The sequence below is a fragment of the Pseudomonas sp. TUM25319 genome (genome assembly GCF_056388475.1).
Genome location: NZ_CM150751.1, coordinates 254111 through 267763, shown reverse-complemented (window position 1 = coordinate 267763; position 13653 = coordinate 254111). Strand labels below are relative to the sequence as shown.

Sequence of the window (13653 nt, the reverse complement as noted above, 5' to 3'; positions counted from 1 at the left end):
TACAAGATTTTTCCACAGGCTGGGGATAACATGCGTAAGTCATTGATGCGTATGACATTGCGTCAATTGCAGATCTTCAATGAGGTGTGCGATTTGCGCTCGTACAGTCGCGCCGCGGAGGAAATGGCGCTGACGCAACCCGCCGTTAGTCTACAGATCCGCCAGCTCGAAGAGCTGATCGGGCAGCCATTGTTCGAGTACGTTGGCAAGAAACTCTACCTCACCGAAGCCGCCGAAGCGCTGCAACGCGCCAGCCGGGATATCTTCGGCCGCCTAGAAAGCCTCGACATGCAGCTTTCCGACATGCAGGGCTCATTGCAGGGCCAGTTGAAGCTGGCAGTGGAGTCCAGCGCCAAGTACTTCGTGCCGCACCTGTTCGCGGCGTTCAAGCGGCTGCACCCCGAGGTCAACCTGACGCTCACGGTGGTCAACCGCGCCCAGGCGATCCGCCGCCTTTCCGACAACCGCGACGACCTGATCATCATGTCCATGGTGCCGCAGGACATGGGGCTTGAGTTCCTGCCCTTCCTCAACAACCCCATCGTTGCAGTGGCACCGCCCGATCATCCGCTGTGTCGGCTGGAAAGCCTGCGCTTGCAGGATCTGGAACCTCATACATTACTGGTCCGCGAGCAAGGCTCGGGTACCCGCAAGGCGTGCGAGGAGTACTTCAAGGAGAAGCGGGTGCACTTCACCCAGACGCTGGAGGTGGCCTCGGCCGACGCCCAGCGCGAATGCGTTATCGCCGGCCTTGGCATCGCCCTGCTGACCCGTCACGCGCTCAACATGGAACTGGCCACCGGCGTGTTGCGCGAACTGCCGGTGGAAGAACTGCCGCTGTATCGTAGCTGGTGCATCGTGCAATCCAAGGCCAAGCGGCAATCGCCGGTGGCCTTGGCGTTTCTTGCGTTCATTCGCAGCGAACGGGCACAGATCAGCGGGCTTGTTGAGCGCTTCTCCGGGGTTCTGCCGCCGATACCTGCCACACGTTGAAGCTGTTCAGTTCGCCAAAATCGGAGATTTCCTGAAGCAGGCGACGCTGTTCCGAATAACTTTCGATCGCGCGGCGGTATTCCATGCGGCGCTGGTCTTTTTCCTGCTGCTTACGGGATTTGGCGCTGGGTTGATACGAGCCATCGAAGTCACGAGCCATTGCATATCTCCCTGATCGAGTGCGGGAGTTTCAGACTGAAGGGCGAAGTTGACGGTTTGACGGCGGGAGGGTGACAGGGGTGTGAAGGGTGATGAACTGTCTGGGGCTTCATCGCTGGCAACGCCAGCTCCCACAAGGTTCCAGGCGGCGCTCCACCCTGTGGGAGCTGGCGTTGCCAGCGATGAGGTCGTCAGGAACAGAACGGAATGACGATCAGTCTTCCATGTTCTTCAAGGATTTCGGCGACAACCGCAAGCTGCGCAGGCTGCGCTTGACGCTCTTGAGGTGGTTGACCAGGCTCGGCCCACGAGCCATGGCCACGCCCATGGCCAGCACGTCGATTACCACCAGGTGGGCGATCCGTGAGGTCAGCGGGGTGTAGATTTCGGTATCTTCATGCACATCGATGGCCAGGTTGACCGTCGACAGCTCGGCCAGCGGGGTCTGGCTCGGGCACAGGGTGATAAGGTTGGCACCGCTCTCGCGCACGATATTGGCGGTGATCAGCAAGTCCTTGGAACGGCCGGACTGGGAGATACACACCGCCACGTCGCCGGGCTTGAGGGTTACTGCCGACATCGCCTGCATGTGCGGGTCGGAATAGGCTGCCGCGCTCAGCAGCAGACGGAAGAACTTGTGCTGGGCATCGGCGGCCACGGCTCCGGAGGCACCAAAGCCGTAGAACTCCACGCGCTGGGCCTGAGCCATGGCGGTGACCGCACGCTGCAACGCCTGTGGATCGAGGTGTTCGCGCACTTCCATGAGGGTGTGCAGGGTGGTGTCGAAGATTTTCAGGCTGTAGTCGGCGACCGAGTCATCTTCGTGAATGGCGAACTGGCCGAAGCTGGCGCCTGCGGCGAGACTTTGCGCCAGCTTGAGCTTGAGGTCCTGGAAGCCGGAACAACCGATGGCCCGGCAGAAACGCACGATGGTCGGCTCACTGATGCCGACGCTGTGGGCCAGGTCGGCCATGGAGCTATGCATGACCGCCGCGGGGTCAAGCAATACGTGGTCGGCAACCTTGAGTTCCGACTTGCGTAGCAGGTGCCGCGACTGGGCGATGTGTTGCAACAGATTCAATGGCGGGACTCGGTTATGATCGACTGGCCGGTTGTAGCAATCTTGTAGTTATACTACATGACTGGCGAACCGCCCAGCTAAACGAGACAGGAGAGTGGTGGGTTTGACTATTCCTTGCGACATTCTGGTGTTCGGCGGAACCGGTGATCTGGCCCTGCACAAACTGCTTCCGGCGCTCTATCACCTGTATCGCGAAGACCGCCTGCACCCTGCCGTGAGGATCGTGGCGCTGGCCCGCAGCCCGATGCCGCGCAATAGTTTTCAAAAGCTTGCAGAACGTCGCTGCCGCGCCCAGATCGCCCGCAACGATTTCGACGAAGACACCTGGCAGCGCTTCTCCACCCGCCTCGACTACTTCTCCATGGACGCCTCGCAAAGCGCCGACTTCGGTCGTCTGGCGCATTTTCTCGGCGAGCCTGGAGGGCTGGCACGGATCTACTACCTGGCCACCGCGCCCAACCTCTTCGTGCCCATCGTCACCCACCTGAACATCGCCGGCCTGGTAGACAGCGAATCGCGCATCGTTCTGGAAAAGCCCATCGGCCACTCACTGGAATCGGCCACCGCCATCAACGGTGCGATCGGTGCGGTGTTCGACGAATCCCAGGTGTTTCGCATCGATCACTACCTGGGCAAGGAAACCGTGCAGAACCTCATGGCCCTGCGCTTTGCCAACGCCCTGCTCGAGCCGGTATGGCGCTCCAGCCAGATCGACCATGTACAGATCAGCGTGTGCGAAACCCTCGGCGTGGAGAACCGCGGCGCCTACTACGACCGCGCCGGCGCCACCCGCGACATGCTGCAGAACCACCTGCTGCAACTGCTTTGCCTGGTGGCGATGGAGCCGCCGGCACAGTTCGACGCCGAGGCGGTGCGTGACGAAAAGGTGAAGATCCTCCGCGCCCTCAAGCCCATCACCGGCCAGGATGTGCAGGACAAGACCGTGCGCGGACAGTACAGCGCCGGCAAGATCGGCGGCCAGGAAGTCCCCGCCTACTACTTCGAAAAGGATGTGGACAACGACAGCGACACCGAGACCTACGTCGCCGTCGAGGCCCATATCAACAACTGGCGCTGGGCCGGCGTACCGTTCTACCTGCGCACCGGCAAGCGCCTGGCCAAGCGCTCCTCGCAGATCGTCATCCAGTTCAAGCCCGTGCCCCATCGCCTGTTCGACGGCGACCGGGCCAATCAGTTGCTGATCCAGCTACAGCCGGATGAGCGCATCAGCCTGCAGATGATGACCAAGAGCCCCGGCAAGGGCATGCGGCTGGAACCGGTGGAGTTGAACCTCAACCTTGCCCAGGTATTCGGCCAGACCCGCCGCTGGGACGCCTATGAACGCCTGCTGCTGGATGTTCTGGACGGCGACTCGACGCTGTTCATGCGCCGCGATGAGGTGGAAGCCGCCTGGGCCTGGGTCGATCCGATCCTCAACGGCTGGCAGGAGCATTTCCAGACACCGCGCCCCTATCATGCCGGCACCCATGGGCCGGAGCAGGCTCACAGCCTGCTGGCCCGCCATGGACGCGCCTGGCACGGCTGACGCTACCAGACCGTCTCGTCCTGCAGCAGCGCCGCCAGCGCCGCCGCCGGCACTGGCCGGCTGATCAGGTAGCCCTGGACCTCGTCACAGTCCTGCTCCCGCAGGAATGTGAGTTGCTCGCGGGTTTCCACGCCCTCGGCCACGACCTGCAAATCCAGGCTGTGGGCCATGACGATGATCGCCCGGGTGATCGCTGCATCTTCGCTACCCTCACGCAGGCCACGAATGAAGGTCTGGTCGATCTTCACGTAGTCCACGGGGAAGCGCTTGAGGTAACTGAGCGAGGAGTAACCGGTGCCGAAATCGTCGATCGCCAGCTTCACGCCCAGCTCGTGCAACTGGCGGAAGGTGGCGATGATGTGCTCGACACTGTCCAGCAACTGGCTTTCAGTCAGCTCCAGCTCCAGCAGGTGGGGTTCCAGCCCGGTTTCCTCCAGGACCTGGCGCACCAGGCTGACCAGCTTGCCCTGGCGCAACTGATAGACCGACAGGTTCACCGACACGCGGATCGGCTCAAGCCCCTGGCGTTGCCATTCGCACGCCTGCCAGCACGCCTGGCGCAGGACGAATTCACCCATGGGGGCGATCAGGCCGGTTTCCTCGGCCAGGCCGATGAAGTCCCCCGGCGGCACCATGCCCATCGCCGGATGATGCCAGCGCACCAAGGCTTCGGCGGCGTGCATCCGACCGCTCGCCAGGCACACCTTGGGCTGGTAGTAGACCTCCAGTTGCCGCTCGTCGATGGCCTTGCGCAGCTGGTTTTCCAGTTGCAGGCGGTCGAGGGTGCTGGCCTGGAGGCTCTCGGTATAGAACTGGAAGTTGTCGCCGCCCAGGTGCTTGGCGTGCTGCATGGCCATGTTGGCCTGACTGACCAATTGCTGGGTATCGAGCGTCATGTCCGACAGCAGGGCGATGCCCACCGACGCGCTGATGACCAGTTCGTGGTGATCGACCCGCACCGGCACCCGCAGTTTCTCCAGCAGCCGGGTCGCCACCCGGACCAGGCTGGACAGGTTGCTGTAGCCATCGAACAGTACGACGAACTCGTCACCGGACAGCCGTGCCACGGTATCGGCCTCTGGCATGGCGTTGCCCACCCGCAGGGCGATCTGCCTGAGCAACTGGTCGGCAATCTCGTGACCGAGGCTGTCGTTGAGCAGCTTGAAGCGGTCCAGGTCGATATGCATCAGTGCCAGGCTGCGGCCACTGGTGCGCAGGCGCTGACCGGCCTCGTGCAGGCGCAGGCGGAACAGCGCGCGGTTGGCCAGGCCGGTGAGTTCGTCGTAATGGGCGAGGTAGCGCAAACGCTCTTCCGACTCGCGGCGCTCCGACAGGTCGCTGAAAAAACCGACGACATGGCTGATATTGCCCCGGCTGTCGCGCACACCATTGAGCTGCAGCCACTGCGGATACAACGCGCCATCCTTGCGGGCTTCGACCAGTTCACCCTGCCATCGCCCCTGCTGTTCCAGGGCCTGGTCGATCGCGCCGTAGTGCCGCCGGGCATCCAGGCTGCAGGGCAACTCCAGCACGTTACGGCCAAGCAACTCTTCGCGGCCGTAGCCGGTCATGCGGCAGAACGCCTGGTTCAGCGCCAGCAATTCATAGTCGGGGCCCAGGATGGCGATGCCCTCGCTGGCCGCCTCGAACACGGTCGCCGCCAGTCGCTGCTGCTCTTCCTGGGCCTTGCGAGCGCTGATGTCACGACGAGTGCCGATCATGCGCACCACACGCCCGCTGCTGTCGCGCTCCACGGCCCGGCCACGGTCCTCGATCCAGCACCAATGCCCCAGGTTGTGGCGAAAACGGTATTCGATGCGGTAGTCGTCGGTACGGCCCTTGAGATGTTCCACCAGCGTGCGCTTGAGGGCCGGGACATCATCCGGGTGCAAACGCGGCTTGAGGTGCACCAGCATCGCCTTGACGTCTTGCGGGTTGAGGCCGAACAGCTCCTGGAGCTGAGTGTGATGCACTTCGTCAGTCTGCAGGTTCCAGTCCCACAGGCCCAGCTCACTGGCTTCCAGCGCCAGGGCCAGGCGTTGTTCGCTGGCGTCCAGTTCGGCGCTGCGCTGAACCACGCGGGTTTCCAGCGTCGCCTGTGCCTCGCGCAACTGATCCTCGGCACCCCGCCGCTGCTCGACTTCCTCGGCCAGTGCCTGGTTCAGAAGCTCGCTGCGGGCATGGGCCGCCTGCAGGTGCTCGATCAATGCCTGATTCTGGAAACGCCGCAACAGGCTGTGTTCCATCAGCCGGTTGACCTGCCAGGCCACTACCACCAGCGCGCCCAGCAAAATCAGGCCGAGCAGGCCCCAGCCTTGCTGTTGTTGATCACCGGTCCAGAACAGAAAAGCGATCGGCGGCAACAGGCACGGCAGGGCGAAGCTGAGAAAAGCGGGAAGACTGACCGCGTACGCGACACTGGCCGAGAGGGTCGCCGCACCGAGCAGGCCGAACACCCAGGCCTGCTGCACGAAGTTATCCACAGGTACGAGTGCAATGGCCGCACTGGCCAGGGTCAGGCCGCTGAAGGCCGAACCCAGCAGGAACATTCGCCACCAGGTCGGCTTGGCTTGTCGGTCCGGCATGGCCGCATCGAACGCGGCCACCTGGATCACCCGCAGAGACACCAGCGCCATCAACCACACCACCCAGACGCTGACCAGCAGGTAGCGCTGCGGGCTCCACAGCAACCAGGCACAGACCAGGCCGTTGAGCAGCATGAACAGGGTTGGCAACAGAGAACCTTGATACAACAAACGGGTACGCTCGACCGCCAGTTCCGTGGCGAACTGCTTGCGTATTCCTCGGCGCGCCTCGGCAGGCACGCTCGCGGGTCCAGATGCGAGTGTCATGGGCAATGTTCTTGTAATGGTGAGCCACAAACGTGCACGGAGCATACACAAGCAGCGCCCCTTGCCAAACTGCTCTGTGTCATAAATTGGTAGCCCCTTTTCCCCGTCTTTTGCCTCATTGCCGACCGCTCAAGCACGCGGGCCAAGGCTTGCGTCCGATGACCGGCCGGTCGGCGGGCGAATTGTTTTTCACCAGCGGGTTTGCCCAGGGCTCCCCTGCCCCCCTAGAATGCGCGCATGCATGACGACCTCTCCCTCCTGTTGAATTCCCTCAACGACGCCCAGCGCCAGGCCGTAGCCGCGCCGGTCGGGCGTCAGTTGGTCCTGGCCGGTGCCGGCTCCGGCAAGACCCGTGTGCTGGTGCACCGCATCGCCTGGCTGATCCAGGTCGAGCAGGCCTCCCCGCACTCGATCCTGTCGGTGACCTTCACCAACAAGGCCGCCGCCGAGATGCGCCACCGCATCGAACAGTTGCTCAACCTCAGCCCGGCGGGCATGTGGGTCGGCACCTTCCACGGCCTGGCCCACCGCCTGCTGCGTGCGCACTGGCAGGAAGCCGGGTTGAACCAGAACTTCCAGATCCTCGACGGCGACGACCAGCAGCGCCTGGTCAAACGGGTAATCCGCGACCTCGGCCTGGACGAACAGCGCTGGCCAGCCCGTCAGGCGCAATGGTTCATCAACGGACAGAAAGACGAAGGCCTTCGTCCACAGCACATTCAAGTCAATGGCGACCTGTTCCTGGGCACCATGCGCAGCATCTATGAAGCCTACGAGGCTGCCTGCCAGCGCGCCGGCGTCATCGACTTCTCCGAACTGCTGCTGCGCGCTCTGGACCTGTGGCGCGACCACCCCGGCCTGCTGCAGCATTACCAGCGGCGCTTCCGTCACCTGCTGGTGGACGAGTTCCAGGACACCAACGCCGTGCAGTACGCCTGGTTGCGCCTGCTGGCCCAGGGCGGCGACAGCCTGATGGTGGTCGGCGACGACGACCAGTCGATCTACGGCTGGCGCGGCGCCCGGATCGAGAACATCCAGCAGTTCTCCAGCGACTTCCCCGACGCCGAGCTGATCCGCCTGGAGCAGAACTACCGCTCCACCGCCGGCATCCTCAAGGCCGCCAACGCCCTGATCGCCAACAACAGTGGCCGTCTGGGCAAAGAGCTGTGGACCGAGGTCGGCGACGGCGAAATGCTGAGCCTGTACGCCGCCTTCAACGAACACGATGAAGCCCGCTACGTGGTCGAAACCATCGAAAGCGCGCTGAAGACCGGCCTGGCCCGCAGCGATATCGCCATCCTCTACCGCTCCAACGCCCAGTCGCGGGTGCTGGAAGAGGCATTGCTGCGCGAACGCATCCCTTACCGCATCTACGGCGGCCAGCGCTTCTTCGAGCGCGCCGAAATCAAGAACGCCATGGCGTACCTGCGCCTGCTGGAAGGTCGCGGCAACGACGCAGCCCTGGAGCGGGTAATCAACGTGCCACCGCGCGGTATCGGCGAGAAAACCGTCGAAACCATTCGCGAACACGCCCGCCACGCCCAGCTTTCGATGTGGGAAGCCATGGTCCAGTTGCTCGCCAACAAGGCGTTGAAAGGCCGGGCCGCCAGCGCCCTGAGCGCCTTCATCGAATTGATGGAGAACCTCACTGCCAAGGTGCTCGACATGCCGCTGCACCTGATGACCCAGACCGTCATCGAGCAGTCGGGGCTGATCGTCTATCACCAGGAAGAAAAGGGTGAAAAGGGTCAGGCGCGGGTAGAAAACCTTGAGGAACTGGTGAGCGCCGCGCGCAACTTCGAAAGCAGCGAAGAAGACGCCGACCTGTCGCCGCTGTCCGCCTTCCTCGGCCACGCTTCGCTGGAAGCCGGCGACGCCCAGGCCGACGAGCACGAAGACAGCATCCAGCTGATGACGCTGCACAGCGCCAAGGGCCTGGAATTCCCTTACGTGTTCCTGGTGGGTATGGAAGAAGGCCTGTTCCCGCACAAGATGAGCCTGGAAGAGCCGGGACGTCTTGAAGAAGAACGGCGCCTGGCCTACGTCGGCATCACCCGGGCCATGCAGCACCTGGTCATGACCTACGCCGAAACCCGACGCCTGTACGGTAGCGAAACCTACAACAAGGTTTCTCGCTTCGTACGCGAGATCCCGGCCGGCCTGGTACAGGAAGTACGTCTGAACAACAGCGTCAGTCGTCCGTTCAATAACCAGAAACAGACCGTCAGCAGCCTGTTCGCCAACGCCAGCATTCCGCAGACCGCCTTCAACCTGGGTCAGCGAGTGCAGCACGCGGTATTCGGCGAGGGCGTCATCCTCAACTTCGAGGGCTCCGGAGCCCAGGCCCGGGTCCAGGTGAATTTCGCCGAAGGCAGCAAGTGGCTGATGCTCGGCTACGCCAAGCTCGAAGCGATCTAACCGATAAATCCGACCGATCGAACAAGCCTGTCCTTCTATTGATGAAGGACAGTCCTACAGCCTGTGGTGTAGGCGGTCGGATTTTTCAGGCAAAAGATGGAAACATCTTGTCGCTGGTCATGTGTCCGGGAACCTGTGCAACATGGCGCGCGTGTAATCCACAAAACGGGAATACCCTTCTATGCAACGTTTTCTCAGCATCGCCCTGGCGCTGTGCATCGGTCTCACCATGAGCCTCGACGCCAACGCCAAGCGCTTCGGCGGCGGCAAGAGCTCGGGCGCCGCGCCGACTCACCAGGCCCGTCAGGCCACTCCAGCCAACCCTGCCGCCACCCCGACTGCGCCAGGCCGTGCTCCAGCCGCCGCCAGCGGCGCATCCAAATGGCTCGGCCCTCTGGCCGGCATCGCCGCCGGTGGCCTGCTGGCCTCCATGCTGATGGGCGATGGCTTCGAAGGCATGCAGATCTTCGACATCCTGATCATGGCGCTGATCGCGTTCCTGGTCTTCCGCTTCATTGCCGCTCGCCGTCGCAAGCAGCAGCCGCAGATGGCCGCCGCCGGTCATCCGCCGTACCAGCGTGAAGCCTACGAGCAACAGCCGCAGCCTTCGATCTTCGGTGGTTCCGCGCCTGCCGCTGCAGCCCGTCCGGTGATCAACGCGCCGGCCTGGTTCAACGAGCAGAACTTCCTGGCTGCCGCCCGCAACCACTTCCAGACGCTGCAGCAGCACTGGGACGCGAACGAGATGGACAAGATCGCCGAGTTCGTCACGCCGCAACTGCTCGAGTTCCTCAAGCGTGAGCGCGCCGAGCTGGGTGATGGCTTCCAGTCCACCTACATCGACAACCTCGACGTGCAACTGGAAGGTGTCGACGACCGTGCCGACAAGACGATCGCCACCCTGACCTTCAGCGGTGTGTCGAAGACTTCGCGTTTCGACCAGGGCGAAGTGTTCAGCGAAAGCTGGAACATGGAACGCGCCCAAGGCGAAAACCAGCCTTGGCTGGTTGCAGGTATCCGCCAGAACGGTTGATCCTGAGCCTTCGCACGAAAAAACCCCGGGCTTGCCCGGGGTTTTGCTTTTAGCGCACTGCCCTACTAGGGTATAACGCGCAACGTTTGGAAAAGGTCAGGCCACAGAGGACGACAACCGTGGAAGAAGTCATCGAACAACTGCGTGAAGCCAACGAGCCGGTGCCGGTACCGCTTGAGCTGCCCGATGAAGATCAGCTGGTCGAGATCGAGGAACAGTTGTTCATCAATATCCCGTTCGTCTTCAAGGAGTACCTGCTGACCGTCAGCGATGTGGTGTACGGCAGCCTGGAGCCGGTGACCGTCACCGACCCGCAGTCTCACACCTATCTGCCTGAAGTCGCAGCCAACGCCTGGGACGCCGGTGTACCACGGGACCTGATTCCGCTCTGCCAGGACGGCGACGACTACTACTGCGTCGAAGAAGACGGCACGGTCGTACTGTGGTCCGGCGAAGAAGAGATCGTCACCGAGGAAAGCTGGGAGTCGGTCTGGCACTGGGCCCGCGACGTGTGGCTGGAAAGCTGAGGCAATTCCCTTACAAATTAGTGGCTCATAGCCATCAATCTTCGTAGAATCCGCCACACCTTCCTGTGCGTGGCGGGTCGCTACCGCTCCATCCCCTCGGACATTCGCCCCGCTCGCACACGAAGCCTTCACGGCGTTTGCGGATTTTCGATGTCGAGTCTTCCTCGTTGGTTATTGCCCCTTGGCTTGACGCTGCTGGCTGGCTGCCAGGCGCCGCTGGCTCAGTTGCAGGCATTGAGCGCCCAGCACGGGCACCGCGTCGAGATCCAGCAGACCCGCCCCTTTGCCCTGGCCATGAGCCTTCCGGCACTCAGACCCGCAACCCCGCGCCTGCGCATCTACCTCGAAGGTGACGGCCACGCCTGGGCCACCGCAAGCCAACCCAGCCTCGACCCGAGCCCGCGCACGCTGCTGCTGGCCCGCCTGGCCATGAATGATCCACAACCCAGCCTCTATCTGGCCCGGCCCTGCCAGTTCGTCAGTGGTCCGGCCTGCAAACCGGAAGTCTGGACCGACCAACGCTTCAGCCAGGCCGCACTCGACAGCCTCGACCAGGCGCTGGATCGCATCCGCCGGCAATACGGCAATCGGGACTTCGAACTGATCGGTTATTCCGGCGGGGCCGCGCTGGCGCTGCTGCTGGCGGCGAAACGAGACGATATCGCGGTAGTGCAGACCCTGGCTGGCAACCTTACGCCGCGGGAGTGGGCGCGGCGCCTGGAGTTGAGCCCGTTGACCGGCTCCCTGGAGCCGCTGGACCAGCCAGGGCGGCTCGCCCACGTCGCGCAGCGGCACTTCCTCGGCCTGGACGACCGCACCGTGCCGCCGGCGCTGTACGCACATTACCGCGCCAGCCTCGGCGCGGCGGACTGCCTGGAAGAAGTCAGGCTGCCAGGCGTGAGCCACGCCGACGGCTGGGCCGCAGCCTGGGCACAGTGGCGCGAACGGCCACTGCGCTGCGCACCTCAGTGATGATGTTCCTTCTGGTTCTCCAGGGTTTCCAGCAGCGCGATCTGCATGCGCGTGTGCACCCGGATGAACCAGCGCCACAGCAGCGCCACCACACCTGCCGCCACCACCGCGATCAATAGCAGCAACTCGCTGGTGGGCAGGATGCTGGCCGACAGCGCCGACAGCAGCAGGAAGATCACCAGCAGCGAGATCAGTGGAATCACCTCGGCGATCACCCGGCGAACCCGCTGGGTATGCCGCCCGGCCATTTCAGGCTTCACGCCCATCTCCGCCAGCAACATCGACAGCGCCTTGAGCTTGCGGTACGCGGCAATCAGGAATGGCAGCGACAGCAGCAGCGCCAGCCCCCAGATCAGCGCCTTTTGCTGGCCGAGATCGGGCAGCCAGCCGGTCAGGTACTCACCGATGGGCCCGGCGAAGTAACCGCCACTGAAGAAGATCGCCACCACCAGCGCCAGGTTGACCCCGACCTGCAGCAGGATGCGGCGGATCATCGAGGCCAGCATCGCCCCTTCGCCCTGCGGTTGGATGCTGCGCAGCCACTCGCCGTACAGCGACAGCACGCGAGACAGCCGGCTCGGCACCACCTTCGCCAGCGTCAAGGACAGCGGGTCCGCGGCACGGATCAGGTAAGGCGTGAGCAAGGTGGTGATGACGGAAACAGCAACAGCAACCGGGTAGAGGAAGTCGCTGGTGACCTGCAGGGTCATGCCAAGGGCGGCGATGATGAAGGAAAACTCGCCAATCTGAGACAGACCCATCCCGACCCGCAGCGAGGTCCGTCCGTCGTTGCCGGCGATGAAGGCGCCCATGCCGCAGGACAGCATCTTGCCCAGCACCACGGCAATGGTGATGACCACGATCGGCCAGATGTACTCCACCAGCACGTTCGGGTCGATCATCAGGCCGATGGCAACGAAGAAGATGGCGCTGAACATATCGCGAACCGGCTCGATCAACCGCTCGATCTTCATCAACTGGCGGGACTCGGCCATGATCGCGCCGATCAGGAAGGCGCCTAGCACCATGCTGTATTCGAGCTTGACCACCAACAGGCAGAAGCCGAAGCACAGGCCGAGCACGGTGATCAGCAGCATCTCGTTGCTTTCGAATTTCGCCACGTAGGCCAGCAGCCGCGGCACCAGGAGGATGCCCACCACCAGCGCGACGATCATGAACAGCGAGAGCTTGCCGACCGTGGAGAAGACTTCGCCGGAGCTGACCGTGCCGCTCACGGCAATACCCGACAACAGCGCGATGATGCCAATGCCGAGGATGTCCTCGACGATCAGCACGCCGAAAATCAGTTGGGCGAAGCGCTCGTTCTTCATCTTCAGGTCATTGAGCGCCTTGACGATGATGGTGGTCGAGGAAATCGCCAGGATGGCGCCGAGGAACAGAGAGTCCATGGTGCTCCAGCCAAACCAGCGGCCGATCTCGAACCCGATCCAGATCATCAGGACGATTTCCAGGAACGCCGCGATGAAAGCCGTGGCACCGACCTTGAACAGCTTGCCCAGGCTGAATTCAAGGCCGAGGCAGAACATCAGGAAGATCACCCCGAGTTCGGCCAGGGTCTTGATGGTGTCTTCGTCGTGGATCAGGCCGAACGGCGGTGTGTGTGGGCCGATGATGAAGCCGGCGACGATGTAGCCCAGCACCACCGGCTGCTTGAGGCGGTGAAAGAGGATGGTGACCACACCGGCAACCAGCATGATCACCGCCAGATCCTGGATAAAGCTGATGGCATGCACGGCGTGACGCTCCTTACTTCTTGTACGAAGGGCAAAGCGCAACCCAACCCCGACTCGGATTGAGTTGCGGACGTTTCTGATTTAAATGTAGGAAATAGCCTTGTTACAAAGCCGTTTCTGGAGGTTATCACCGACCACCGCTGCAAAATGGTCGTGCAATATGCAGAAACAGATCGGCACTTCCATCGCCGCAAATGGCATGAACCGCGTGACGGCAAACAGCTTGCCGGCGTCCCGTTTCTGGATGGCAAATTTCAAGGGGAAGAAGCATGGAAAAACCGAGCCACCCCGCCACAGCCCAACCCAACCGTGAGCACC

At 62.8% G+C, this 13653-nt stretch carries 11 protein-coding genes; 7 read left to right on the top strand and 4 right to left on the bottom strand.

The features are described 5' to 3' along the window. Positions 1 to 45: 45 nt before the first annotated feature. Positions 46 to 993, top strand: a complete 948-nt coding sequence (locus tag AC05QJ_RS01220; protein ID WP_476747845.1) for a LysR family transcriptional regulator — start codon at positions 46 to 48, stop codon at positions 991 to 993. Here the strand turns inward: AC05QJ_RS01220 and AC05QJ_RS01215 are convergent. Together AC05QJ_RS01215 and hexR are read right to left on the bottom strand one after the other, a co-directional pair. Beyond that, positions 935 to 1153, bottom strand: coding sequence for a PA3496 family putative envelope integrity protein (locus AC05QJ_RS01215; protein ID WP_476745193.1), 219 nt, complete (start codon positions 1151 to 1153; stop codon positions 935 to 937). The genes AC05QJ_RS01220 and AC05QJ_RS01215 overlap by 59 nt on opposite strands. Positions 1154 to 1366: 213 nt before the next feature. Beyond that, entirely contained in the window at positions 1367 to 2233 is an 867-nt protein-coding gene (gene hexR / locus AC05QJ_RS01210; RefSeq protein WP_476745192.1) for a transcriptional regulator HexR, read from the bottom strand. A 103-nt stretch (positions 2234 to 2336) separates the two neighbouring features. Between hexR and zwf the strand changes: the two genes are divergently transcribed. Then, positions 2337 to 3779 (top strand): glucose-6-phosphate dehydrogenase, encoded by a 1443-nt coding sequence (gene zwf / locus AC05QJ_RS01205; RefSeq protein ID WP_476745191.1) that lies wholly within the window; start codon positions 2337 to 2339, stop codon positions 3777 to 3779. A gap of 2 nt (positions 3780 to 3781) precedes the next feature. Here zwf and AC05QJ_RS01200 read toward each other — a convergent pair whose 3' ends face one another. Beyond that, positions 3782 to 6631, bottom strand: a complete 2850-nt coding sequence (locus AC05QJ_RS01200) for a putative bifunctional diguanylate cyclase/phosphodiesterase (protein ID WP_476745190.1) — start codon at positions 6629 to 6631, stop codon at positions 3782 to 3784. A 237-nt stretch (positions 6632 to 6868) separates the two neighbouring features. Here AC05QJ_RS01200 and uvrD point away from each other — a divergent pair, with 237 nt between their 5' ends. The 4 genes from uvrD to AC05QJ_RS01180 all read left to right on the top strand — a co-directional run bounded on the left by uvrD (position 6869) and on the right by AC05QJ_RS01180 (position 11581). Next, a complete protein-coding gene (uvrD, locus tag AC05QJ_RS01195; protein ID WP_476745189.1) occupies positions 6869 to 9049 on the top strand; it encodes a DNA helicase II in 2181 nt (726 codons plus the stop codon). Between the two features lie 181 nt (positions 9050 to 9230). Further along, entirely contained in the window at positions 9231 to 10082 is an 852-nt protein-coding gene (locus AC05QJ_RS01190; protein ID WP_476745188.1) for a Tim44 domain-containing protein, read from the top strand. Between the two features lie 119 nt (positions 10083 to 10201). Next, positions 10202 to 10609, top strand: coding sequence for an SMI1/KNR4 family protein (locus AC05QJ_RS01185; RefSeq protein WP_476745187.1), 408 nt, complete (start codon positions 10202 to 10204; stop codon positions 10607 to 10609). A gap of 150 nt (positions 10610 to 10759) precedes the next feature. Then, complete coding sequence (locus AC05QJ_RS01180) at positions 10760 to 11581, top strand: alpha/beta hydrolase (RefSeq protein ID WP_476745186.1); 822 nt, start codon at positions 10760 to 10762, stop codon at positions 11579 to 11581. Here AC05QJ_RS01180 and AC05QJ_RS01175 read toward each other — a convergent pair. Then, positions 11575 to 13335 (bottom strand): cation:proton antiporter, encoded by a 1761-nt coding sequence (locus AC05QJ_RS01175; RefSeq protein ID WP_476745185.1) that lies wholly within the window; start codon positions 13333 to 13335, stop codon positions 11575 to 11577. The genes AC05QJ_RS01180 and AC05QJ_RS01175 overlap by 7 nt on opposite strands. A 160-nt stretch (positions 13336 to 13495) precedes the next feature. Between AC05QJ_RS01175 and AC05QJ_RS01170 the strand changes: the two genes are divergently transcribed. After that, a complete protein-coding gene (locus AC05QJ_RS01170) occupies positions 13496 to 13648 on the top strand; it encodes a hypothetical protein (RefSeq protein ID WP_476745184.1) in 153 nt (50 codons plus the stop codon). The last annotated feature ends 5 nt before the right edge of the window (positions 13649 to 13653 follow it).

Bases quoted from the DNA above. Each gene is read 5' to 3' on its own strand.
- AC05QJ_RS01220 (WP_476747845.1), top strand. From the start codon at position 46: ATGCGTATGACATTGCGTCAATTGCAGATCTTCAATGAGGTGTGCGAT.
- AC05QJ_RS01215 (WP_476745193.1), bottom strand. From the start codon at position 1,153: ATGGCTCGTGACTTCGATGGCTCGTATCAACCCAGCGCCAAATCCCGT.
- AC05QJ_RS01200 (WP_476745190.1), bottom strand. From the start codon at position 6,631: ATGACACTCGCATCTGGACCCGCGAGCGTGCCTGCCGAGGCGCGCCGA.
- uvrD (WP_476745189.1), top strand. From the start codon at position 6,869: ATGCATGACGACCTCTCCCTCCTGTTGAATTCCCTCAACGACGCCCAG.
- AC05QJ_RS01190 (WP_476745188.1), top strand. From the start codon at position 9,231: ATGCAACGTTTTCTCAGCATCGCCCTGGCGCTGTGCATCGGTCTCACC.
- AC05QJ_RS01180 (WP_476745186.1), top strand. From the start codon at position 10,760: ATGTCGAGTCTTCCTCGTTGGTTATTGCCCCTTGGCTTGACGCTGCTG.
- AC05QJ_RS01170 (WP_476745184.1), top strand. From the start codon at position 13,496: ATGCAGAAACAGATCGGCACTTCCATCGCCGCAAATGGCATGAACCGC.